Consider the following 23,771-nt stretch of genomic DNA (forward strand, 5'->3'; position numbering starts at 1 on the left):
TACAACCTTAAAAGAAGCTACGAGTTTGTCAAGCTACGAATAAACAAACCTTATGGCGGTTTCGAGAGACATTGCTCATACCTGAGGGTGGTTTAGATGTTCCGTCTCTCGAACACGATCGTGTCGGCGTCCTGGTAGTGCAACGACCACGCAGGATTGGACCGCAACCAGCGCTCGAAGGCCTCCGGAGCACCGTTCTTCATGAAACCGTAGTAGTTCATGGCTTCGAGCGATTGCCGCGTGAGAATGACGTAGGACGGCGCCCCCTGCTGTGACGCTTCCCATTCGAACGCCTCGAGCTGATCCGGAGTCGGGAACTCCAACATGTACTCGGGACCGTAGTAGTTCAGCGGCGCGTCGAACATCTCGTTGGCTTCCGCCTGCTCCACGTACTTGGCCGTGGACCGAATCGGATAGCCGGCCGGATACAGCATCGTGAACTTCGATCCCGCAGGCGAATTCGCCACCAACGCCTGTGTGTTGTCGACCTGGGACTTGTTCTCCACGACCAACGGCCACAGGCCGAAGTACCCCTGAAGTCCGAACGTCGCCGCGCCGACGGTTCCGGCGAACGCGCAGGCGACCGCCACTCGCGTCGACACCATCCGTACCGTGCTGCGTGCACCCGCGACATCCGCGTCGAGTGCAGCGATCAGCATCGGCGCGATGAGCAGGACACATCCGGGAATCGCGTACAGATAGACACGGAAGATGGCCTCGCCGCCGTAGCTCTGGCCCGCGAGAAGCCCGATGGAACCGAATGCCATCACCATCGGAGCCCAGAACGGCTTCTTCGTCCGCCAGGCATAGACGATCGAGATCATGGCCAAGCCGAACACACCCGCGGAGAGAGCCCGGCAGATGAGCGAGGTCACCTGTTTGCCCAGGATGCCGGGCGTCTGCACGTTGCTCGCCGCGTTCTCGACCGGATCGAACCCGGACAACAGGCCGTACGGGGCGACGATGTCCAGCCGTGGAATCAGGTACCCGATCAGGATCAAGGCCAGCGGGAACATCAACCACCACGGCTTCGCGCGGCGAGTGACCAGCAGGACCCCGGCCACAGCGAACAGCCAGTACGGCGTCAACTGGTGGGTCGGTACCAACGCCGCGAAAGGAACGAGCGCAAGAAATCCCGCGACACGAAGCTGCGTCGAGGCCATCAGCAGAACGAGGAAACCGATGGCGAGAACGAAGCCGAGCGACTGCGGCGCGTAATAGTCCTGCCCCACCCAGTTGACCAGTTCCGCGAGCATCGCGGCGGTCACGGCTGTTCGAGGCTTCAGCTTCAACACGCGCGCCAAGGCGTAGACGAAGAATGCGATCAACACGTGCACCAGCGGCGCGAACACATGCGCCAACGACATGATGCCGTACCCGGTCACGTCGCTGAACCATGCAGTGACCACGAAGAAACTGGGCCACTGAGCGTAGATGTCTATGCCGTTCGGCGGCAGCGAGCCGAACGACAGGATGTACTCGGTGACAGCGACGTGCTTGTACGTCCACTCGTAGACGGGAGCATCGGTGACGAGTGTGACCGTCAGACGCTGCACGATGATGGCCACGGCTACAGCGGCGACCGCCGAACGAAACTGATGACGCTTGACCGCCAACAGAAATGCCCCGACGACCAACGCCATGCACACCACCAGCACCGGCCCGGTACCGGCAGTCAGCAACCCGAACTGGGAGTAACCGGCCTTCTCCAGGCCGGGCAACGACGGGAGCCACAGTACGAGGGCGAGCGCGAGCATCAGCCCGGCGACGTTGCGGCGCAAGTACTCTCGATCCCATACCCTGCCGACGAGCGTCGTCGCGTGTTCACCGAGTTGGCGTCGATCGACCAGCCGTCGTAGCCACGTCGACCACCCCGAGGCATCGGGCCACGCCCTGTACTTGCGATACCACAACAGCGACGAGCCGATCTGCAGGAGAGCCACGAGCGCGGTGATCCACCGGGGGTTCCACTGATAACCCCACATGGCACCGGTCGTCACCAGAGTCATCAGTGCCAAGCTCAGCACCGGAACCGCTGCGAAACGGGCACGAGGAGGAACGTAGACCCACGTCAGAATCGTCGCGCCGGGTCCGACGAAGATCAGCACCGCGAGGAAAACCGCGCGCACGACACCGGGAAGAGGGAGCATCGCCGCCGCGGCGCACACCGACGCGACGACGGCTACGTCGGCGAATCGAATTTCGGGCCGAGGTGCAGGCAGAGGCGTCACCGCGATCGACGGTTGCCGATCGAGCGAGAACCGACGATCAACCGAGGACCGGGGCACGGTTCACCTCCAACAACGGCTGACGCTTGCGGCCTTCCTTGCGGCTGCGACGCAGCGCACCCGGGCCCTTCGCGATGGACAGTAGTTCCATTCTGCCGATGCCCTCGGGAAGATCGTCCGCGAGATCCTCGGGAGGAGAGGCAACCTTGGACATCCGTGCGGACAACACGACCGTGCTGCCGAGCCGGCGGAACGCAACTCGCGCCGCGAGCAATGCCGAACGCCTGTTCGTCGCCACCGTCGTCAGCCACGCACCCAAGCCCAGTCCGTAGCCTCTGGCCTGCACGGCCAAGGCGTCGGAATCCGCACGGTGCCGGTGCCACACGATCGCGGCAGGCTCGTACACCAACTTGTCTCCGGCCATCAGGACGCGGAAGAACATGTCCAGATCCTCACCACCGTTCGTGGGAGAACCGACACCGAGAGCCTCGTCGAAACCACCGAGGTCGAACATTCGGTCGCGGCGCACCGCGAAGTTGGCGCCCGTCCCGTAGATGCCGACCTGGAACGGAAACAGCGGAACGTCGGCGGGAGGCTCGGCGAGCGAGAAGATACGAGGCGTCACCGAGCTCGCCCACCCGACACGCCGGTCGAAGTAGGCCTGGGCCTGAGTGCGGATCTCGCCGCTGGGGACGATCCCCGAGACACACGCGACGCGGGCATCCCGGGCGAAGCCGCGAGCGATCGAGGACAACCACCGCGCGTCGACCGCGACGTCGTCGTCGGTGAACGCGACGATGGAATGCCGCGCAGCACGCAGGCCCGTGTTGCGCGCGCGAGACAGTCCGGCAACCGGTTCCGACACGACGCGCACGCGAGGATCACCGAGTTCGGTGACGTAGCGGGTGGTCGCGTCCGTCGCGGAAGCGTTGTCCACGACGACGACCTCGAAGCTCGGGTAATCCACCTCCAACACCGAGGCCAGCGCACCGCGCAGGTGATCGATCCGGTCCCTGGTGCAGATCACGACCGTGATGTCCGGCTCCGCGCCGTCACCCTCCGGAAGTGATTCGGCGCCGTGAACGTCGAGCTTGCGAACGGCCTCGACGAGCTCATTGGTGTCGATGCCCTCCGAGACGATCGGGAGATCGACGAATCCGAGCGGGTCGGCGGAACGTCGGACGAGGAGCCGCGCGCGCGAATATCCCTCAGCCCCGTCGAGGGCGAGACGATCGGGCAACGCGGCTTCGATGTCGACGTCTCCGATCCACACCGCGCCGGACCACTCGGGCGGCTGCGCGCTGACGAGTGCAGGCTGGAGAACGGATGATGTCGACACGGGGTGGATCCTTTCGATACTGCACGGGGAAATACGTGTTCTGGAGCAGGCTGAGTCAGTCGGTTCGGTATCGGACCCAGTCGACCGACATCGTCGCCGGGAATTCGGTGTCGGCGTCGGTAGGACCTGGCCAATCGCCGGCGACCGCGACGTTGAACAGCAGGTAGAACGGCTTGTCGAACACCCAGTATTCGTCGCCGCCGTCGAGTTGCGCCGGGGTGACCGTCTGCAGCACCTGATCGTCCATGCCGATCACGATCTTCCGGGGCGCTTTCTCGACCCAATAGACGTGATACTCGTCGGCCAGGTTGTTGGCCGGGTACCCGGCGAGCTGAACCTTCTGGCTGTTCAGACTGTCCGCCTGTGGAGCGTGCACACCGATGTGGAAGTTGTCCGCCTCGTTCAACGTCTCGATCGCATCGATCTCACCGGAAATCGGCCAGCCGACGTCGTCGATGTCGGTCCCGAGCATCCAGAAAGCAGGATGCAGCCCAGCGCCGGCAGGCATCTTGATACGCGCTTCCACGCGGCCGTAGGTGAACTCGAACTTGTCCTTCGTCGTCACCCGCGCGGAGGTGTAGCCGTCCGGCGTGCGCAACGCGGAGATGGACATGTTTCCGGACCCGTCCTGGTACGCATTGTCGACCGAATCGGTGTAGTTCTGTTTCTCGTTGTTTCCCCACCCGGTCCGGCCGGTGTCGTAACTCCAGTTGCTGGAGTCGATCCTGGATCCGGACGGTCCGTCGAACTGGTCGTACACCGTGAAACCGTTCACCGCTTCGGCGTCCGCTGCCTGTGAACCCGTCGCATCGGACTGCGGCCACAACTCGCGGTACGCAACGACACCCACCCCGACAGCCAGAAGCAGAACCACAGCAAGGACTGCGAACGACGGCCACCGTCGTGTCCGCCGATGCGGAGGACGCGGCGGAGTCCCGGAGGACGGAAGTCGTGATACCTCGACCGTCGGCGGATCATAGCGATGGGTCATCGATCGTTCGTGCCGATCGGTCCACGGTGCCGGTCGGCGTTCGTGCTGCCGTAGACCGGACGCTCGTCGGGGCTGTACGTATCGGCGGACTCGTCCGCCTCACTGCCCGCTGCGGTGTCCAGAATTCTCAGCCGGCGCGCAGTCCTGCGATGCGCGACGGCGAGCACCACCGTCGCGACCAGAATCGCGTACACGACGACGCGCTCGATGGTGCCGATTCCCAACCCGAAGTTGTGTCCACCGATGAAGCACAGCGACGCGGCCAGTCCGATCCACCCGAGCGTCGTGACCGTGATCCGGACCGAGCCGTGCAGCGAGCGATGCCCACCCGCCACGATGAGCCCGAGCGATCCGACGACGAACATCAGCGTCGCGCCGAACGAGTGCACGCTGTAGTTCAGACCCTGGTTGATCGACCCGGCGACGACGGCACCCAGCCCGGCGACAGCAAGGAGGACACCGCCGCGGACGTCGAGTACACCCGTGACCATCCACGCCACAGCCGCGACCACGAGGGCAACGCCGACGAGCGCGATCGACACGTCGGCCAACACGTAGAGCTTGCTGCACGGCCACGAACCGGTCGGGCCGCAGAACGGAACGCCCAGTTCGCTGATGAAGTTGGTCCGGTAGCTGTACAGACCCCGCCACGTCGCCGCGACGACGAACTCGAACACGAACAGTTGCACCACCGACAGACCTGCCCAGTAGCCGATGCGTGCCCACAGGGACGCGTCCGGTCCGGTGGTCGGGTTGCCGCGCAGCGCCCGGCGGGCCTGCTGCATGTGAATGCTCATCGGGACACTTCCTGCGCACTGAGTAGAGCAACGGGATCGGACATCGCCAGGTTCAACGCGGACTGTACTGCGTCACGGTCGAAGAAATTGTCGTGGAACGACGCGGTCACATGGAACACGTCGCGAATGTGCATGGAGGTGACGACGATGGACTCCGGCACACTCGGTTCGCTGAGCGGCACGAAGACGCTCTGTTCCGGGTCCGCAGTCCACGCGATGCCGTCGAATTGCGGAATACGCCCGACGTCGGAGAACGTGAGCCGCGCATCGGCCGTCGCGGGAGCCGTCGCCGTCGAGATGGCCGGGAGAGCGGAACGGGTGCGCAGGTACGTCATCGTGCTGAGCGCCCCGGCAGCGAGCGGGCGGCCCTTGTCGATGGCGTGCGCAACGGACTCGTGCAACGCGGTCGCGTTCGTCGGGTCGACCCCCTCGAAGTCGATCCCGACGGCGAAGTTGCCGAGTGCGACGCCGTCGGTACGTAGGTAACGCCTGCAATCGAACAGGAATCCGGCCGAGTACGACGTCGAGATGCCGCGCGTGGACAGCGCCGTCGCGATGGCAGCGCACAGAATGGACGTGACGGACACCTCGGGGAGATTGTCCCGTCGCCACGCACGGATCGCCGCGGGTGCACCGGCAGCCGACGTCGCTGCTGCCACCGCAGGCGAGCGGCCCCACGGCACCCGTGCCTGCTCCATCGGCGCGAGCGCGGGAGTCACGAGTTCGGCCGGGGGCTGTCCGAACTTGCCGTAGAGAACGTCGACGACTTTGCCGGGGTTGCGCGCCATCCAGCCCGCCAGTGCACGGGGGAGCGGGTTGCGAAGCGTACGTGCCTCGGCCCACCCCGGAAGAGCAGGAACGGCAACAGGATCCGCGAGAAACGCAAACAATTCGATCGGCAGAACCGCATCGCTGAACCCGTGCGACAGATCCAGCAGCAAGTATTCACCGGCGAGTACCACCCGGATCGGAACATCGATCGACACCGAATCGGACAGCTGCTCCAACTGCTCGACCACGTCGGCGCGACCGATCGGAGCAGAAGTTGTGACGTGGTCACAGACCGACTCCGGACGGTAGGACCACTTCCTCGAGTTCGGATCCACCCGCAAACCGAGGCGCGTCTCGCGGCCGGACGACGCGAGCCGCAGGAGTCGCTCCTTGACCCTGTCGATGCCGCCGAAGTCCGCCGGTCCGAGAGCGCAGACGATGCGGCCCTCGGAGCGCAGCATGTCCATCGCGCTGGCTTTGTAGTGTGCTCGGCTCACGGTGCGCTTCTTCCAGGTGCAGGTTTTCGATAGGGGGCGCGTAACGGGTCCGTGGTTTCGAGGTGCGCGGTTCGGAGGTGATGCGCACCTGCCGAACTGAACTCGCGATCCTGGGTGCGGTGCGTCGATGGACCGAATTCACGAGACGAGTTGTCGCGTGCAGGTGGTGGTGGGTACGGGCCGCTGGGCGGGAACGGATCCTCGGGCGGCTCTTCGCCACGTGAGGACAATTCGCGGATCCACTTGATCAACGGAACTATCAACACGAGCGCGCCGAACGCTTCCGCGGCGAGGTAGGCCCACCCGACAGCGGCGATTCCGAGCCTGGACGACAGGGTCAACGAACCGACGATGATGATCGTGGTGGCAACGACCTGAACGACGACGGCGAGCCGCATGCGGCGCTGCACACGGGCCAAACCGTCGTACAGCGAGCCGATGACCGACAGCGGAATGGTCACCGCCGCCAACTGCACGATGATGGTGCCGTTCTCGCGGTACTGCTCGCCGACGATCCCCAGACCGAACGGCGCGATGACGGCGAGGAAGAAGGAACCGCCGACGGCCACGATGCACACCATCGTCATGAAGCGTTTGGTGAGGCGGTTGAACTGCTCGGGGTTGGCCGCCACTTCGGCGACGAACGGGCCGACGAGCACGCTGATGAGAATGTACAGTGCGCTGACGATCGACCAGGTCAACGAGAAGTACGCGTTGTCCTCGGCGCCCAGGGTGGCGACCACGATCATCGGAACGAGCAACGGAGCGAGCGAGCCCAGCGCCGTGATGCCGTAGGCGGATCCGAAGTAGGACCACAGCTCGCGCCTCGGAGGAAGATCCGGTTCCGACTTGTAGCGCGGCTCGTTCCTGAGGTTCTTCAACATTGCTCGGAAGACGACGACCGACGCGATGATCGCGGGGACTGCCCACGCCGCGATGATCGAGGTGCTGCGCGCGGTCGAGAACAGAGCAAGCAGGAGAACGAATTTCACGACAGCGTGAAAGACGTTCTTTCCGGCCGCCCACCGCGCGACTCCCAGCCCGGAGGACGTCTGGTCCTGCAGAGCGAACACCGCGAGAACAGCGACGAAGGGTGGGAACGAGACGATCTCGGCGGTGGAGGTGAACATCTTGTCCACCGGTGCGACGAGGAGAAATCCGCAGCCCAACACGAACGCGAACGCGGTGACCGTGATGTACCCCCGCACGACGAACGACTTGGCGAGCCTGCCGGAGACAGGTAGAAAGCGTTCGTACATCGACCCGAGGCTCAGATTGGACAGCGTCGAGAGCATCACCGCGGACGTGATCACGGCCGATGCGCTGCCGACCTCCGCAACCGGATAGAGGCGTCCGGCCGCGGCCCAGAACAGCAGACCGAGACCGCCGGTCACGACGGTGGACAGCATCATGGCCAGCGAGTTCAGCGCAAGATTGCGGTCGGAGCTCTTGGTGTCGGTGCCCGACGCGTTCTGTTCGGACGTGTCCAGGTTCGTGGATTGCAGCAGCGGGGTGCCGTGGAGGTGAGGCTCGGGTGCCTGCACTTTCTGGATCGGCGTGGTGTGAGCCATGAGGCCCATGTCCCAGCGAACCGGTTCGAGCGGATACCACTCGAGCCGTTGCAGATTGTCGTGCCGGGGTGGAGCAATTTTCGGAGCGCGGTGCTTCACAGTCGATTCCACCCGACCGGTACAGGCGGCGACGGCGCGACGATGTCGACGTCGAACGACTCGGCCGCGGCCTGGAGCAACTCGGCGCGCACGGTCTCTCGCAGGTCTCGACCGTACAGCGAGTGATCACCACTGTCGAAGGACTTCACGACGGCCGGCCGCACCGACCCGCCGTGTCGACGCCTCGCCGCACGCTTGCCGCGCAGTCGCTCCATCCCTTCGGGACCGCGATTGTCGACGAACCACTCGGTGTCGGTGGGGGACAGAAGCACGGTGGTACGTACGTTTCCGGCCTCGAGCAGACGCAGGGAGATCTCCGGCACCTGAATCAGGCCGCGGTTGCCGAGCCAGAACCACAGGGGGTACGGCATGGCCGACTGGGCGAGGTTCTTCACCGTGACCCCGATGTCGTGGAGTGCGTCGAGAGCTTTGCCGACGATGCCGGTGTCCTCGGTGCGCATCGAGGATCGTTTGACGAATTCCAGGCGCTTCGTCGTCCAGTCGAGTGTGTTGAGCAGAACCGCCGACCCGACGCCCAACTCGCGGGCGGCGTAGCTGGAGTACCACGAGCCGGAGCACATTCCCGCCACCATGACGTTCCGCGGCGCAGTTCCCGCTGCTCGGACGGCAGCGAGCGCGTCCTCGTTCCCCGCGTCGCTGTAGAGGCGAGTGATCTCGTCGTCGAGGACCTCACCGCTTTCGCCGGTGCCCCGCCGATCGAAACGCAATGTCGATACGCCCTGAGCAGCAAGCACTCTCGACAGTTCGACCCAGCTGCGGACGGGACCGACGCGGTGCTCGTTCGCTGTCGGATAGAACACGACAGCCGGGCCTCCGGGTATGCACTCCGACGAGTACGTGCGAATACCGAACAGCGCATCGGGACCGACGGATTCGATCTCCTCGCGGACCGCGCCGAGGTTCGAGACGGTGCGCAGCGGCACGGACACCTCGGAGGTGACGTCGCCGAACTTGTCCGCCACCCACTCTGCGATGTGCGCGATGTCCGACGTCGGAAGCTCGACCTCGAAATCGCTCGGTTCGAGAAACGCGTCGTGGCGGGACAGGGTGTGCTCGTCGGCGTTCTGGTTCGCGACGACGGTGCGAATCGGCTTGGAATCGCCCCGCTCGGAACGGGTCGCGACCAACACGGGAGCCATGAGCGACGGCACGGCGGTGGTGTCCAGTCGACCGAAAGCTTTCGCGGCGTCCGGGTGCAGTACAGCACCGATGATCGAGACCCTGGGGTCGACGTCCGAGTCCTGGGTCACGCTGACCGAGTACAGGGCCTTCTGCTCGTGGACATAGGACCGGCCGCGCACCACCGGATCCCACAGAGTGACCGCGGCGAGAGGTCCGACCTCCGAAGCGACGGACGCGGCGAGCAGTGCACCCGCCCGCAGTCCCACCAAGGCGACGTCGGTGACGCCACATCCGCGTACGTAGTCGACGGCCGTCGCGATGCTGTTCTGCCACAGTGCGACATTGTCCGCCGCATCCTGCGCTCCGTACGAGTCACCGGTACCTGCGTAGTCGAATCGAAGAACGAGAAGCCCGCGCGCGCACAGTTTCTGCGCGAGAAGCGTCAGGCCGCGGTAGGAATCGACCTGTTCCTTGCCGAGCGGCGGGCAGAGGACGACTGCGCCTCGCGCGAGACCACCGGCGGGAACGTGCACCGTTCCGAAGAGTCCGGCGTCCTCGGGCCCGAACCACGTCGAAAACTTCCCCTCGGCGGTCGGATCGGCCGCGCTGGGCACGTCGGCATTGTGCAGTGCAGTACTTCGACTGTTCACTTCGGCGTCCTTCCAATCAGGTCGAGAGACGGGTCGAGGGGGGAGACGTGCTGAGAGATGCCTGCCGTGAGGGTCAGGACAGGGCGGCGGGCCACTTGCTGCGGTCGAGACCATGGGTGCGCAACATCGCCAACGCGATACGCTCCATGCCGAATCCGACACACGCACTGTGCGCGGGCTCGCCGTCGACGGTGTGAATCCCGAAGGTGTGCCCGAAGTGGTCACGGTGGCAGTTGCACGAGACGACCGCGGTGCCGTCGTCGAGGTCTCCGTAGAGCTTCACGACGAGTTCGGTCTTGAGGTTCTCGTTTCTCTGGTTCGCGGCCAGCATTCGGCCGGCGCGTCCGAAGAACGGATCGTTGGCGATGACTGCTTCTGCCTCCAACCCGAGATCCGCGAGGACCTCCAGTCCCCGGGCGACCCATCGCTCGCGGTGCGCGATGGCGTCGTCGGGCGTACCGACACGAACGTATTCGTGCATCCGGAAGGCCTGCATCCGTGCGGGATCGACAGCAGGTTCGTGGCGGAAGCAGTAGCCGTAGATGTCGAGCAGACGACCGTCCTCCGGCAACGTTCCGGTCATCATCGAGTACGAGGGATGGCATGCGGCCGACACCAGCATGGTGCCGGCGGACTCCAGGTGGTGATCCCAGTCCTTGCCTTCCGAACGGTCGGCGAGGAGTGCGGCGTGCGCCTTGTTGTCGCCGTCGAACGTGTTGATCGCGCCGGTGAGATTGGGGAACGATGCGATGTAGTCGGTGCGCTCGAAGGCCTCCCGTGGGAAGACCGGAGGGAAACGGAATCTCGGTGCGGCGTAACCGTGCTCGGATGCACCCGCAGCCTTCACTCGCTCGTCGATGGTCTCGATGATGTCCTCGAACTCGCCGGATCGGCCGTACAGGCCTTCGACGGAGCTGGGGACCAGCAGGCCGGCCTCGACGAGTTCGTTGCGGAATTGTGCGCGCGCGGTGTCCAGTTCGGTTGCTTCGTGGGTGACAGTCATCTATTTCCCCTTGTACACGAGTGCGAGCTGCGAATTGTGGCCGAGGATGCGCTCGTTGCTGACCATGATGGCCGAGCCGTGCGCATCGCGAAGGTGGCGACCGATGCTGAGCTCGCCGTCCTGCCGGTAACCGGAGATGCCGCAGATCTGCATCGCTTTCCCGACGATGTCGATGACGAGCGTCGACGCAGTGACCTTGACGTTGTTGATCCTGACGGCGAACCCGATCGCTCCCAGTTCTGCGGGTGAATCGGAGATCGCTTCGAACTTCCCCGCGGCTCCGAACACCGTGTCCACCAACTGTTCGTGCACTACGTAGAGCTCGGCGAGGCGCAGTGCCGCGGGCGGTGTCACACCGGGCGTACGGCTGGCCGCTTTGCGAACCGACTTGCGTGCCTTGGTAACTGCCGCATCCGCAATGCCGAGCCATGCCGCACCCCACAGAACGTGGGCCGCGGGAAGCATCGTCTGCGCCGAGATGTCTCCGTAGTTGTCACCCAGAATGTTCGACGACGTCGTCGACGCCTCCAGCTGGAATCCTGGGCTGCACGTTCCACGGAATCCCAACGTGTTCCACTCGCCCGTCCTGGTGAGGACCACGTCCGGCTTCTCGCAGACGACCAGCACCTGATCGCTCGGAGGGCTGTCCAGCGAACGGCGTGCGGTGGCGAGAACGAACTGCGCGTACTCGCCGTAGGAGATGACCGGGGCTGTCTTGGAGAGTGTGATGTGCTCCCCGTTGTACTCCACCGCGCAGCCACTGGTTCGGACGTCACCACCGATGTTGATCTCGGTGGTGGCCGATGCGACCAAGGGTTGCTCGGCAGCGAGACGCTGCAACAGCGCGATCATGGCGTCGGACTTGCCGTGGCGAACGATGGACAGCACCTGCGACTGGTGCATCACGAAGATCATCGCCGAGGACGCGCACTCCGCTCCCAGGGAACGGGCGATGTGCGCGAGGTCGGTCAGGGACTTCCCACCGCCGCCGAACTCCGTGGGAATGCCCGCAGCGAGCAGCCCAGCTCCGCGCATGGCCTCGACGGATTCCGCCGGGAAGCGTGCGTCGCGGTCGACCGAGTCCGCGTGCTCACGCAACACGGCAAGGACGTCGGACAGCGTCGGGGCGTCGGTTTGGTAGACGGTGGACATCGGCGATCAGTCCGTCAGCTGCGCGAGCGCGGTAGCGATGGCATCGATGCTGCCGAACGTGGACTTCTGCAGCATGGTGTCCGGGAACTCCACGTCGAACTCGTCCTCGAGCGCGATCATCACGTTGACGCTCGCATGGGAGGTCAGGCCGTTGTCGTACAAATCTGCGTCGGTGTCGATATCCGCCGCGGACACGGGCATCTTTCCGAACTTGTCCAGAACGTCCCGAACACGAGCAACGTCACCAGAATTGAGCGTTTCCACCCGAGTACCTCCACCGAATCTCGTTTGATGTCCGAGACCGGACGGCCTCGACTCACGACCGTGGGTAGGAAGTTGCACTGCTGTTCCAACCCAGAAGTCTCCCCAGACCCACCCAAACAATATCTTAGATTGTTTTGAAGCGTTACCGAGTCGGGGTAGTTTGCTCCAAGAACCTTTTGTCGGCTCCGTGCCACCAGCCGGGAACCCGCCCGTGCTGTGGTGTATGTCGCATCTGCCGGAGTTCGATCGACGGCTGCGACCGCGTGCGCAAAGTACAGTGGTCATGGGGTCGGGACCACAGAAATTCGAAGGAAACACGTACCGATGGGTGGAGTCTGCGGCGTGGCCGTGGAGTCCGATGCCGTCCGCATCTCTTATTTCCGAGACGGACAACGCATCGAGGACTCGATAGATGCCGAGGGAGCCAAGTGGCTCCTGAACGGCAAACTGGCCGACTGCGGACCATTCGACGACGTCGTTCTCACCGGTCGTGACTCGGATGCAGTCGAAACGCTGTTGGCCTCCATCGACGCGGGGAACACCTCGACGATCCGGATGGTCGACGAGTCCGCAGCCCTGCTCGCCTACGCACGGTCCGTCGATCAGCTCGCGAACGCACGTGCGCTCCTGGTTCTCGATCTGGGTCGGTACGGCACCTCGGCGTTCACGCTCGACGTCGCCGCAGGTCGAGTCACTCGGACTTCGCGACGTGCCGCGTTCTCCGGCGAGGTACTCGACGACGTCGTCGAACGTCTCGTCATGGCGAAGGGCATCCTGCCGCCTGCCCACGGAGCGGACGCCGAACAGGAATACCGCGCGTTCTTCCGTGAGCTCAAGGAACTGATCACCGCGTCGGCCGGTGTGCGCGCGCCCGGGAACGGCCCCATGCTCCTCACCCGCGAGGAGTTCGAGGAAGCAATCACGTCCTCGCTTCTCCAGACTCTCGCGTGGGCGTCGCCCGAAGATCCCGACGCGATCCTGCTCGTCGGCGGCCAGGCGCAGATTCCTCTGGTCGGAGCCCTCGTCGAGCAAGAGTGGGATTGCCCGCTCGTCGTCCCGGCGTCGCCCGCATCGGTGTTCGTCGAGGGAGCTGCGCTCGAAGCTCTCCCGATCGCGCCGGAAGTGGGTCTCGACGACGTTCTCGAAGAGCAGTACCCCGGGCTGTTCGAGGAATCCGACAGTGACCGGAACGACGACGACCGGAACGACGACGACCGGAACGACGCCGACCGGAACGACGACGGCACGGATGTACTGGAAGTCCGGACACTCGACGACACGGAAGCAGCCACGACGCCTCTTCGTATCGTCGCGCCCGGCCCGGCAGCGCCTGTCCGCGAGCGAGAAGACGCCTCTCGCCCTGGACACGGCACGACGGCCGACACCGACGAATCCTCGACGCAGGCCGCCGCCCCGAAACCCCGTCGGCGTCTGCGGTGGTCCGTTCGAGACGCGGCCGGGATGGCGGCCGTCGCGGCGGTCGTGGTGCTGGTGTGGGCAGTCGTCTTCGTTCGTGGAGACACGCCCCCGCCGCCGGGAATCGGAATCGATCCCGTCGACAGCCCGACGAGCCAGGTCTCCGTCGCCGAAGGAATTCCGACCGTGGTTGCTCCCGATCCTGAGTTGCCCGAACCCGGGGTGCCCGATCCCGAACTGCCCGGCGCTCTCCCGGGCGACACGGGGATCGTCGACCAGAACGAAACCGTCGACCCGGAGTCGGGGCAGGAGCAGTATGCCGAAGTCGGTTTCGGCTCCGGTACCGGACTCGACGTCGGAAACTGACCGCTCGGCTCCTCGGGCCAGAGCCGCATCGGCTCCGTGCACCCGGTAGCGTGGCGCTTCGAGGACGATCCCTTCTCGTCCGACCGTGCATTTCGAAACGAGGCAGTCGATGACCGTGTTGTTGGGGGTGTCCATGGGCGCCCATGCCGTCCGTATGGCCCTGCCACGGAACGGCACAGCTCTCCTGCCGCCCCGCGTTCTCGAAGCTCCGCAGCAACTCTTCTTCCGTAACCAGGTGATCGACACCGTCGACGACGACGTCGAATACCTCGCCGCCGAGTCCATCAGCGCTGTCGCAGCCGAGTCCGAGCCGTCGATGTCCACCGGCGTCGCCTACCGCGACGAGCACCAGGCCGACACGCTGGTGCGGGCTCTCGACAACCAGCACCTGCACAACTACCGCCTGGTGCACGAGGTGGAAGCCGTCGTCGAGTATCTGGTCGCCAGCGGTGAGGCGGCCGGGTACTCCACCGTCGCGCTCTACGACCTCGGAAGCTCGGGATTGAACGTCAGCGTCGTCGATCTCGACGCTCGCCGTGTCATCACGACCCGTCGCACCACCGAGTTCAGCGGCGACCGCTTCGACGAGATCCTGCGCGACAATCAACTGCAGCGGCTCCACAAGCCCCTCGACGCACCGGACATCGATCTGTTCACCCGACGCTGCCGCGTCGCCAAGGAACGACTGTCCGGCAACGACGCCGTGTGCCTTCCGGACGAGAGCGGAATGATCCTGCTCTCCCGGGACAGTTACGAGACCTTGATCACCGACGAGGTCGACCGGTCCATCGAGTTCGCACGCGACGTGCTCATCGCCGCGCACGTACCCATCGACGCCGTGGTTCTCGTCGGCGGCGGCTCGCGCATCCCGCTCGTCCGGAAGAGGGTAGGGCCGTCGCTCGACCTTCCGGCGTTGACCCCCAACGAGCCGGAATCGGTCGCCGCCCGCGGCGCGGCGCTCTCGGCCAGGCCTGCGGAGGGTCAGGCTGCGGTGGCTCGGGGTGCAGTGGCTCAGAGTGCAGTGGCTCAGAGTGCAGTGGCGCAGGGAGCGGCCCCGGCACCCTCCGGCGCCCCGAACGGTCGCCCGGTGCCCGCGCGTCCTGCAGCGTTCGCGGCACCCGTCGCGCCGCGCCCGACCGATGCGACACCGACGATCTCGATCTCACGTGACGACCTTCCCGCCGACCTGCCGCCTCTGGTGAGCGCATCGGCTCTGTCCGCTGCCGCGGCTCCCAGTCGTGCGACGCCTCCGCTGTCCACGCCTCCGCTGTCCACGCCTCCGCCGTTCACGCCGCCCCCGGTAGCTCCTGCCGAACCGGCATCGCCTACGGGATCGGAACCGGACGAGTCGTCGCGTCCGGGGTCCGAGTCGCCGGGGTCCGAGAAGCCGGTGTCCCATTTCGCGTTGAAGAACGTCTACTGGCTCGATGCCGCTTACGAGGACGACGACGGTGAGGACGAGTCCGAGCGGACTCGTCGCCGAGTCCGCTCCTGGTCCGTCGTCGGGGTCGCCGCGGCAGCGGTGATCGCGGTATCCGGGTTTCTGCTGACCCGGCCGAGCAGCGAGCCGGCAGTGGTCGACACTGCAGTGACCCCGGCGCCTGCGCCCAGTGTTGCTGCGACTACACCACCCTCGACGGTTCCGAGCACGCCCGTCGCGCCGGTCGCCCCACCGCCGCCGGTCACGACCACCACGGAAGCGCCCGCGCCGACCGAGGCCACCGTCGCTCCGCAGCCGCAGAGCGTGGAAACTCAGGTGACGGAAACTCAGCAAGCGCCACCGCCTGCACCGACGCAGGAGGTTCCCGAACCTGCGCCCGCGCCGCCGCCGCTGATTCCAGGGTTGCCGGACTTCACCTTGCCGACGATTCCGCCGCTGTTCCCGCCTGCGCCCTAGCTCAACGGGACGGGCTGTTTCGCGGTCTGACGTGCTCGAAGATCAGAATCGTCTCCGTCGCGGCGACGGCCGGGTGTGCGCTGAGATTGTCGACGACGAAGTCGCGTAGCGCAGCGGTGTCCACGGTGGCGATCTGAACGAGGAAGTCGTCGGCGCCTGCGATGAAGTAGATGTTGAGCACCTCTTCCAACGCCGCGATCTGGCTTCCGAACTCGCTGATTCGCTTGCGCGCATCGGCCTGGAGGCGCACCGAGATCATCGCCTGGATGCCCTGCCCCAGTGCCTCGGGGTCGATCTCGGCGTGAAACCCGCGGATGACCCCGCGTTCGACGAGTGACCTGACTCGGCTGAGTGCTGTCGACGGGGCGATTCCTGCGGCCGCAGCCAGAGCGTTGTTGGGGATACGCGCGTCGCGGCGAAGTTCGTCGATCAGGATGTGGTCGATGTCGTCGAGCCGAACGTGCCGAACATCGTTCGACGGGCGACCCTTCGAGGGGCGTCCCGATGAATTTTCCGAAGACATGATGCGACTGTACAGAATTATGTTCACATCAGTTGTGGCTTGACCGCTGATAATTCAGAGTTGGCGTACCAGCTCAATCGATCCGGCTTAGGAGCACGTCATGAAAATCGGAATTCCACGCGAGATCAAGAACCACGAGTACCGGGTTGCCATCACCCCGGCCGGTGTTCACGAATTGGTCTCGCGCGGACACGAAGTCATCATCGAAACCGAAGCAGGTACCGGATCGTCGTTCAGCGACACCGACTTCAAAGCGGCGGGCGCTCAGATCTTCACCTCCGCGGATGCGGTCTGGGAAGCTGCGGATCTACTCCTGAAGGTCAAGGAGCCGATTGCCGAGGAGTATCACCGACTGCGCTCGGGCCAGGTGCTGTTCACGTACCTTCACCTCGCGGCATCGAAAGAGTGCACGGACGCACTGCTGGCGTCGGGAACCACGTCGATCGCCTACGAGACCGTCACCGCTCCGGACGGTACGCTGCCCTTGCTCGCGCCGATGAGCGAGGTCGCCGGTCGACTCGCGCCGCAGGCCGGGGCCTACCACATGATGGCCAGCGGAGGTGGGCGCGGAGTTCTGATGGGCGGTGTCCCCGGAGTGCGCCCCGCCAACGTTGTCGTGATCGGAGCCGGTGTGTCCGGCCGTAACGCGGTGGCCATCGCTCACGGCATGCACGCCGACGTCACTGTGTTGGACCTGAACGTCAAGGCGCTCAGGGCAATCGACGACCAGTACAAGGGCGCCGTCAAGACGGTAGTGTCCAACGCGCTCGAGCTCGAACACGCAGTTCTCGATGCGGACATGGTGATCGGCGCAGTGCTGGTTCCCGGCGCGAAGGCTCCGAAGCTCGTCTCCAACAGTCTGGTTCAGCGCATGAAGCCGGGCTCGGTTCTCGTCGACATCGCAATCGATCAGGGCGGCTGCTTCGCGGACTCGCGTCCCACGACGCATGCCGATCCGACGTACCGCGTTCACGAATCGGTGTTCTACTGCGTCGCGAACATGCCGGGCGCCGTGCCGCGCACCTCCACCTACGCGTTGACGAACGCGACTCTGCCGTACGTGATCTCACTGGCGGACAGGGGATGGGAAACCGCAGTCGCCCAGGATTCCGGATTGAAGGCCGGGCTGAGCACGCACGCAGGCGAACTGCTGTCCGAGACCGTCGCCGCGGCGTTCGCCTGACACTCAGCGTGAATGGCGACCGGACTTCTTCGGTGTCGCCCGCTTCGGTCCGGCAACTCCGCCAGGTCGTGCGAGCAGTGCGGCGATGCCCGTCGTCAACGGAACGGACAGAGCAAGGGCGACGCCACCGACCGACGATCGCACGATCTCGATCGCCACGGCGTCACCCGTCAGCACGTCCTGGATGGACCTGCCCGCCACGCTGAACAACAACAGCAACGGCAGCGCTCCACCCGCGTACGCGAGCACGAGGGTGTACACCGTGCTCGCGATGTGGTCGCGGCCGACGCGCATCGCCGACGAGAAGATCTGCCGTCGGGTGGCGGTGGGGTCGGCGGACGCGATCTCGAACGCAGCCGAGGCCTGCGTGATGGTGACGTCGTTCAGCACACCGAGCGATCCGATGATGAAGCCGGCGAGCAGCAGCCCGGTGATGCTCACCTGCTGGATGTAGGCCTGGACGTCGGTGTTCTGTTCTTCCGACAGACCCGTCAGATGAGTCATTCGGATCGCGACGTAGGACAACACCGCAGCGAGCGCCATCGAGGTCAATGTCCCGAGCAAGGCGGAACTCGTGCGTAGGTTCACTCCGTGCGCCAGATACAGCACCGCGTACAGGATGATCGACCCCGCCACCAACGCAACGGGTATCGCCGGGGCGCCGTCGAGCAACGCAGGCAACATGAAGCCGACGAGAACGGCGAAGGCGACGATCAAACCGATCAACGCACGGAAGCCGCGCCACCTGGCCACGACGCAGATGACGACCGCGAAGACGGCGACGATGATCGACAGCGGCAATCCTCGAGCGAAATCGTTGAACGAATACTGCGTCGTTCCGTTCGGATCGGTCTGCCGGACCAGTCGCACGCTCTCACCGGTACGGATGTCGGGTTGGCCTGGACCGGGCACGATCTCGATGAGAGTTCGTGTTCCCGCGTTCGGCCCGGAATCGATCGTCACGATGCTGCGCTGGCATTCGTATCCGGCGCCGATCGGTGGCGTCGGATTACCGGTGAAGACGCGTCCGGCGGAACCGCTGCCGCAGGCGCCGATGTCCTGGGACACGACCGTCCCGGCTTCGGTGTTCACGGCCCCGCCGCCGGAGGTCTGGAAGGGAAGCGGGATCTCGACGCTCTGTTTGCTCGGCCAGAGAAGCACGGCTCCGGCAACGACAGCGAGACCGATGGCCAGCAGCAGGCCGATCACGATCCGGGCGGCGACGGGGCCGAGCGGAGCCGGCTCGTTGCTGTGACCGTGACCGTGTCCATGCCCGTGTGAATCCACGGTGCAAGGCTAGTGGGTGACGACGCGTCGGACCCAGCGCGACGCGGGGGTCGGGAGGTTTGGGAGCTCGGTGGCGGGGAGCAGGGGGGGCGTCCCCCGCCACCTTCCTGATCGCCCCGGGGGGGGGTGGGGTACGACCAGTGCTCGGGCACACAAGGTGCCGACCGCCAATCTACAGAAACTTGGGTCCGTGTGTAGGGCAGCGGGGATGTTTTTTGTGTCACTTTTCAATCACTTTCCCTACTTTCCCGTCAGTTGACGCGGCGGGTCGAAGGGAAAAGCGAAACAACCGACCTACTGCGTGTACGACGCCAGGAAGTTTCCGAACCTCTCGATGGCAACGGACAAGTCGCGAGCCCACGGCAGCGTCACGATGCGGAGGTGGTCGTGCCCCGGCCAGTTGAAGCCGGTGCCCTGGACGACGAGGATCTTCTCCTGCAGCAACAGATCCTGTACGAGCTTCTCGTCGTCGTGGATCTCGTGCACCTCGGGGTCGAGACGCGGGAACGCATACAGTGCGCCGCGGGGCTTCACACACGAGACGCCGTCGATGGCGTTGAGTTTCTCCCACGCGACATCGCGCTGCTCGAGGAGGCGGCCACCGGGCAGGATCAAGTCCTCGATGCTCTGGTGTCCACCCAGTGCCACCTGAATCGCGTGCTGTGCAGGCACATTCGGGCACAGGCGAGTCGACGCCAGCAGGTCGATGCCCTCGATGAAGCCGGCTGCGTGTTCCTTCGGCCCGGTGATCGCGAGCCAACCGGAGCGGTAGCCCGCGACGCGATACGCCTTCGACAAGCCGTTGTAGGTCAGGCAGAGCAGGTCGGGAGCGAGGCTCGCCAACGAGATGTGCTCGGCATCGTCGTACAGGATCCGGTCGTAGATCTCGTCGGCCAGCAGCAGCAGCTGGTACTTACGGGCGAGGTCGACGATGCCCTGCAGAACTTCTCGCGAGTAGACCGCGCCCGTCGGATTGTTGGGGTTGATCACCAGCAGTGCGACGGTCTTCGGGGTGATCTTCGATTCGATGTCCGCGAGGTCGGGGTTCCACCCGTTCTCCTCGTCGCACAGATAGTGCACGGCCTTGCCACCCGACAGCGTGGTCATCGCCGTCCACAGTGGGTAGTCCGGCGCCGGAATCAGCACCTCGTCGCCGTCGTCGAGCAAAGCCTGCATCGTCATGGTGATGAGCTCGGAGACGCCGTTGCCCAGATAGATGTCGTCGACGTCGACCTCGGGGAAGCCCGGCTCGAGCTCGTACCGGGTGACGATGGCACGGCGAGCGGACAGGATGCCCTTCGATTCCGAGTAACCCTGGGCGTAGGGGAGAGCGGCGATCATGTCGCGCACGATCACGTCGGGCGCCTCGAAACCGAACGGCGCGGGGTTGCCGATGTTCAGCTTGAGGATGCGGTGCCCCTCCGCTTCCAGCCGCGCCGCGTGGGCGTGTACCGGCCCACGGATCTCGTACAGCACGTTCTGCAGCTTCGTGGACTGTTGCAGTGTGCGATGGCGCGTCTGGTGGATCGTCTGCGGATTGCTCACGCCCTTATCGTGCCAGGTGAAGTTCTCTCACCGCGAGCGGATTACTTGTCGGTAATCGGTGCGACAATCGACGGCATGTGTGGACGCTATGCCAGCACCCAGAGCGACAGTGATCTCCGCGCGGTGTTCGACATCGCAGAATCGGTGGGGGACGAGCTTCCCCCGTCCTACAACATCGCGCCGACGCAGACCGTACGTACGGTGCTGGAACGCACACCCAAGGACGAGCCGGAGTCCGACGCCGTGCGTCAGCTCCGGTCGGTGAGGTGGGGCCTGATTCCGTCGTGGTCCAAGGACGCCAAGATCGGCAGCCGGATGATCAACGCGCGATCGGAGACCATCACCGAGAAGCCGTCGTTCAAGAAGGCTGCGTCGAAGCGTCGGTGCATCGTCCCCGCCGACGGTTACTACGAGTGGGAGAAGCGCGACGGGGCGAAGGTTCCGTACTTCCTGCACGCAGAAGGTGTCCTGGCCATGGCGGGGCTGTACGAGCTGTGGCGTGATCCCACGAAGTCCGACGACGACGAGGATCGCTGGGTCTGGTCCGTCACCGTGCTGACGGCGCCTGCAGCCGATGCGCTGGGGCACATCCACGACCGTTCGCCGGTGGTCATCCCGGACGGCCTTCGCGACGACTGGCTCAGCCCGTCCATCACGAAACTGGAATCGGTGCAGGAGATGCTGGCCACCGTTCCCGAGCCTCGCCTGCTTCCCTACGAGGTGGGGACCGCCGTCAACAGTGTGCGCAACAACAGCCCCGAACTGCTGGATCCGGTCGCTTAACGAAGCCGCCGCACGCAGACGGCTCGCATGCTCTCGCGGGTCTCGTCGTCGAGGGTCTTGCCTGCCGGTCCGTCGAGCATGGCGCTGAGACGGGTGAAGTAGGACCGCGCGGGCAGGCCGAAGTGGACGTAGATGTCCTCGTCGCTGCCTCCGCCGTATCCGTACCAGGATCGGCCGAATGCCAGGATTGCGTCGTCGACGCTGTTCGATGTCGTGTTGCGCACGGTTCCCCCTTGGGTCGAGACTCCATTCTGTCCAGCACATTTGTCCGGGGGATGAACGGCGCGTAACGACCGCAGCTCGTACCTGGCTTGTCCGGTTGCCTACGCTGGTCGGCATGACTGCGACCTCGTTGCCCTTCGGTTCCTGGCCGTCCCCGATTTCCGCTGCGGATCTGTCCGCGAGCGGCCATCCGGTGGAGGGTGGGCGATTCGTCGGCGACGAGATCCGGTGGGCCGAGATGCGGCCGACAGAGGGCGGCAGGACGACGGTGTGCCGGCATCGGGACGGGCACGTCGAGACCGTGATACCGGAGCCGTACAACGCCCGCACCCGTGTTCACGAATACGGGGGCGGAGCCTGGACCACCGTGTCCGACGGGCGAATCGTGTTCTCCGAGTTCTCCGATCAGCGCGTCTACGTCACCAGGCCCGGCGATACTCCGGTTCCGCTGACGCCGGAGCCGGAGACTCCGTCGTCGGTGCGTTTCGGCGAATTGACGGTCGTCGGCGACGAGGTCGTCGCGGTCCGTGAGGTGCACGACGGTACGGCGGTCGCTCGCGACATCTGTGCGATTCGGCTCGACGGAACAGGTGTCCGATCGCTGGTGTCCGGATCTCACTTCCTCGCGTTCCCTCGCTTGTCTCCCGACCGCAGCAAACTGGCCTGGATCGCGTGGGATCACCCTCGGATGCCCTGGGACGGAACGGAACTACGAGTCGCGGATCTGTCCACCGGTGAGATCACCGTGGTTCTCGGCGGCGACGAGGAATCCGTTCTGCAGCCCGAGTGGATCGACGAGGACACGCTCTACGTCATCAGCGACCGGACCGGGTGGTGGAACATCTACCGAACCGATCTGTCCGGCAACGTAACCGCACTGCACGAGGCCGAAGCCGATTTCGGAGCGCCGCTGTGGCAGCTCGGGGCGCGGTGGTACTCGGTGCTGGACGACGGAAAGCTGCTGACCGTCCGCACGTTCGGGACCGACACCCTCGCCGTGCTGGACCCGGAGACGGGCACCTTGCAGGACATCGATCTGCCGGGACTCACATCGGTGACACTCGGGGCGCGCAACGGAACATCGGTCCTGCTCAAAGCCGGTGGTGCCCAGAGTCCGAGCGGATTGCGACTGCTGGACCTCGAATCCGGCGACACCACGCTGGTGCGTTCCGGACTCGAAACCGTGCCCGACGCCGACTACCTCCCGCACGGTGAGCCCGTCACGTTCCAGGGGCCCGAACGCGAAGTCCACGCTATCGCCTACGCACCTCGCAATCCGGAGTACACCGGGCTGGACGGCGAACTGCCGCCGTACGTGGCATTCGTTCACGGTGGTCCGACAGCGCACGTGGCACCTGCACTGAACCCGGTGTTCGCGTACTTCACCAGCCGGGGCATCGGCGTCGTCGACGTCAACTACGGCGGTTCGAGCGGATACGGCCGTGCATACCGGAACAGGCTGCGGGGCCAGTGGGGAATCGTCGACGTCGAGGACACCGTCGCCGCTGTCCGAGGCCTCGCCGACGCGGGCCTGGCCGATCCGGCGCGTCTGGCCATCGAGGGTGGCTCGGCCGGCGGCTGGACCGTCTTGGCGGCGCTGACGTCGTCGGATGTCTTCGCCTGTGGTGCATCGTATTACGGCGTCGCCGAGCTGGAGATGTTCGTCGCCGAGACTCACGATTTCGAGTCCCGCTACATCGACGGGCTGATCGGACCGCTCCCGGAGGCGCTGGACCTGTACCGCACGCGCGCACCGGTCAACAACGTCGACGGCTTGTCGTGCCCGGTTCTGTTGCTGCAGGGCCTGGCGGATCCGATCGTTCCACCGTCGCAAGCCGAACGATTCCGGGATGCTCTGGTGAAGAAGGGAATTCCCCACGCCTACCTGGCGTACGAGGGCGAATCGCACGGATTCCGCAAACTCGAGACACAGGTGAACGCACGAGAGTCCGAACTGTCCTTCTACGGTCAGGTGCTCGGCTTCACGCCTCCCGGCATTCCTGAACTGGAGCTGTGGCGACCGTGAGCGGTGCTGGTCGGTTCG

The 23,771-nt window shown here is 65.2% G+C and carries 19 protein-coding genes; 5 read left to right on the forward strand and 14 right to left on the reverse strand.

The genetic code is table 11. The features are described from left to right. Window positions 1-92: 92 nt before the first annotated feature. The 10 genes from H292_RS0105380 to H292_RS28525 form a co-directional block, all read right to left on the reverse strand. Window positions 93-2,288, reverse strand: a complete 2,196-nt coding sequence (locus H292_RS0105380) for a hypothetical protein (protein WP_020110738.1) — start codon at window positions 2,286-2,288, stop codon at window positions 93-95. Continuing rightward, complete coding sequence (locus H292_RS0105385; protein ID WP_020110739.1) at window positions 2,269-3,567, reverse strand: glycosyltransferase family 2 protein; 1,299 nt, start codon at window positions 3,565-3,567, stop codon at window positions 2,269-2,271. Before H292_RS0105385 ends, H292_RS0105380 begins: the two co-directional genes overlap by 20 nt. 55 nt (window positions 3,568-3,622) lie before the next feature. Beyond that, window positions 3,623-4,558 (reverse strand): glycoside hydrolase family 16 protein, encoded by a 936-nt coding sequence (locus tag H292_RS0105390; protein ID WP_143545093.1) that lies wholly within the window; start codon window positions 4,556-4,558, stop codon window positions 3,623-3,625. Continuing rightward, window positions 4,555-5,355, reverse strand: a complete 801-nt coding sequence (locus H292_RS26825) for a DUF998 domain-containing protein (RefSeq protein WP_020110741.1) — start codon at window positions 5,353-5,355, stop codon at window positions 4,555-4,557. The genes H292_RS0105390 and H292_RS26825 overlap by 4 nt, the downstream gene beginning before the upstream one ends. Next, window positions 5,352-6,623 carry a hypothetical protein gene (locus tag H292_RS0105400; protein WP_020110742.1) on the reverse strand — a complete coding sequence of 424 codons (1,272 nt, stop codon included), beginning with the start codon at window positions 6,621-6,623 and terminating at the stop codon, window positions 5,352-5,354. The genes H292_RS26825 and H292_RS0105400 overlap by 4 nt, the downstream gene beginning before the upstream one ends. Then, on the reverse strand, window positions 6,620-8,293 hold the full coding sequence (locus H292_RS0105405; protein ID WP_020110743.1) for a lipopolysaccharide biosynthesis protein: 1,674 nt from the start codon (window positions 8,291-8,293) through the stop codon (window positions 6,620-6,622). Before H292_RS0105405 ends, H292_RS0105400 begins: the two co-directional genes overlap by 4 nt. Beyond that, window positions 8,290-10,086 carry a hypothetical protein gene (locus H292_RS0105410; RefSeq protein ID WP_020110744.1) on the reverse strand — a complete coding sequence of 599 codons (1,797 nt, stop codon included), beginning with the start codon at window positions 10,084-10,086 and terminating at the stop codon, window positions 8,290-8,292. Before H292_RS0105410 ends, H292_RS0105405 begins: the two co-directional genes overlap by 4 nt. A gap of 73 nt (window positions 10,087-10,159) precedes the next feature. Further along, the gene (locus H292_RS0105415) at window positions 10,160-11,089 is read right to left on the reverse strand and encodes an amino acid--[acyl-carrier-protein] ligase (protein WP_020110745.1); all 930 of its coding nucleotides are present in this window, start codon (window positions 11,087-11,089) and stop codon (window positions 10,160-10,162) included. Then, window positions 11,090-12,241, reverse strand: coding sequence for an acyl-CoA dehydrogenase family protein (locus H292_RS0105420; protein WP_020110746.1), 1,152 nt, complete (start codon window positions 12,239-12,241; stop codon window positions 11,090-11,092). Window positions 12,242-12,247: 6 nt separating this feature from the next. Then, complete coding sequence (locus H292_RS28525; RefSeq protein ID WP_020110747.1) at window positions 12,248-12,505, reverse strand: acyl carrier protein; 258 nt, start codon at window positions 12,503-12,505, stop codon at window positions 12,248-12,250. A 324-nt stretch (window positions 12,506-12,829) separates the two neighbouring features. Between H292_RS28525 and H292_RS0105430 the strand changes: the two genes are divergently transcribed. Both H292_RS0105430 and H292_RS28720 read left to right on the forward strand, forming a co-directional pair. Next, window positions 12,830-14,287 carry a hypothetical protein gene (locus tag H292_RS0105430; RefSeq protein ID WP_020110748.1) on the forward strand — a complete coding sequence of 486 codons (1,458 nt, stop codon included), beginning with the start codon at window positions 12,830-12,832 and terminating at the stop codon, window positions 14,285-14,287. A 109-nt stretch (window positions 14,288-14,396) separates the two neighbouring features. After that, window positions 14,397-16,184, forward strand: coding sequence for an Hsp70 family protein (locus H292_RS28720; protein WP_020110749.1), 1,788 nt, complete (start codon window positions 14,397-14,399; stop codon window positions 16,182-16,184). A 1-nt stretch (window position 16,185) separates the two neighbouring features. Here the strand turns inward: H292_RS28720 and H292_RS0105440 are convergent, their stop codons facing one another. After that, complete coding sequence (locus H292_RS0105440; protein ID WP_027498627.1) at window positions 16,186-16,707, reverse strand: Lrp/AsnC family transcriptional regulator; 522 nt, start codon at window positions 16,705-16,707, stop codon at window positions 16,186-16,188. Between the two features lie 100 nt (window positions 16,708-16,807). On the opposite strand from H292_RS0105440, the gene ald reads away from it, so the two are divergent. After that, a complete protein-coding gene (gene ald / locus H292_RS0105445; RefSeq protein ID WP_020110751.1) occupies window positions 16,808-17,890 on the forward strand; it encodes an alanine dehydrogenase in 1,083 nt (360 codons plus the stop codon). 3 nt (window positions 17,891-17,893) lie between these two features. On the opposite strand, the gene H292_RS0105450 is transcribed toward ald, so the two are convergent. Both H292_RS0105450 and H292_RS0105455 read right to left on the reverse strand, forming a co-directional pair. After that, entirely contained in the window at window positions 17,894-19,177 is a 1,284-nt protein-coding gene (locus H292_RS0105450; protein ID WP_020110752.1) for a YibE/F family protein, read from the reverse strand. 294 nt (window positions 19,178-19,471) lie between these two features. After that, entirely contained in the window at window positions 19,472-20,722 is a 1,251-nt protein-coding gene (locus H292_RS0105455; RefSeq protein WP_020110753.1) for a pyridoxal phosphate-dependent aminotransferase, read from the reverse strand. A gap of 75 nt (window positions 20,723-20,797) precedes the next feature. On the opposite strand from H292_RS0105455, the gene H292_RS0105460 reads away from it, so the two are divergent. Next, on the forward strand, window positions 20,798-21,505 hold the full coding sequence (locus H292_RS0105460; RefSeq protein WP_019663840.1) for an SOS response-associated peptidase: 708 nt from the start codon (window positions 20,798-20,800) through the stop codon (window positions 21,503-21,505). On the opposite strand, the gene H292_RS0105465 is transcribed toward H292_RS0105460, so the two are convergent. Next, window positions 21,502-21,729, reverse strand: coding sequence for a DUF3263 domain-containing protein (locus H292_RS0105465; RefSeq protein WP_019663839.1), 228 nt, complete (start codon window positions 21,727-21,729; stop codon window positions 21,502-21,504). The genes H292_RS0105460 and H292_RS0105465 overlap by 4 nt on opposite strands. Before the next feature lie 113 nt (window positions 21,730-21,842). Between H292_RS0105465 and H292_RS0105470 the strand changes: the two genes are divergently transcribed. After that, a complete protein-coding gene (locus H292_RS0105470; RefSeq protein WP_020110754.1) occupies window positions 21,843-23,753 on the forward strand; it encodes a prolyl oligopeptidase family serine peptidase in 1,911 nt (636 codons plus the stop codon). Window positions 23,754-23,771 lie beyond the last annotated feature (18 nt).

Source organism: Rhodococcus sp. 114MFTsu3.1, from assembly GCF_000383555.1.
In the GTDB taxonomy this organism is placed as follows: Bacteria; Actinomycetota; Actinomycetes; order Mycobacteriales; family Mycobacteriaceae; genus Rhodococcoides; species Rhodococcoides fascians_E.

Coding starts and splice junctions, on each gene's coding strand:
- H292_RS0105390 (WP_143545093.1), bottom strand. CDS start 4,558: ATGACCCATCGCTATGATCCGCCGACGGTCGAGGTATCACGACTTCCG.
- H292_RS26825 (WP_020110741.1), bottom strand. CDS start 5,355: ATGAGCATTCACATGCAGCAGGCCCGCCGGGCGCTGCGCGGCAACCCG.
- H292_RS0105415 (WP_020110745.1), bottom strand. CDS start 11,089: ATGACTGTCACCCACGAAGCAACCGAACTGGACACCGCGCGCGCACAA.
- H292_RS0105420 (WP_020110746.1), bottom strand. CDS start 12,241: ATGTCCACCGTCTACCAAACCGACGCCCCGACGCTGTCCGACGTCCTT.
- H292_RS0105430 (WP_020110748.1), top strand. CDS start 12,830: ATGGGTGGAGTCTGCGGCGTGGCCGTGGAGTCCGATGCCGTCCGCATC.
- H292_RS28720 (WP_020110749.1), top strand. CDS start 14,397: ATGACCGTGTTGTTGGGGGTGTCCATGGGCGCCCATGCCGTCCGTATG.
- H292_RS0105440 (WP_027498627.1), bottom strand. CDS start 16,707: ATGTCTTCGGAAAATTCATCGGGACGCCCCTCGAAGGGTCGCCCGTCG.
- ald (WP_020110751.1), top strand. CDS start 16,808: ATGAAAATCGGAATTCCACGCGAGATCAAGAACCACGAGTACCGGGTT.
- H292_RS0105460 (WP_019663840.1), top strand. CDS start 20,798: ATGTGTGGACGCTATGCCAGCACCCAGAGCGACAGTGATCTCCGCGCG.
- H292_RS0105470 (WP_020110754.1), top strand. CDS start 21,843: ATGACTGCGACCTCGTTGCCCTTCGGTTCCTGGCCGTCCCCGATTTCC.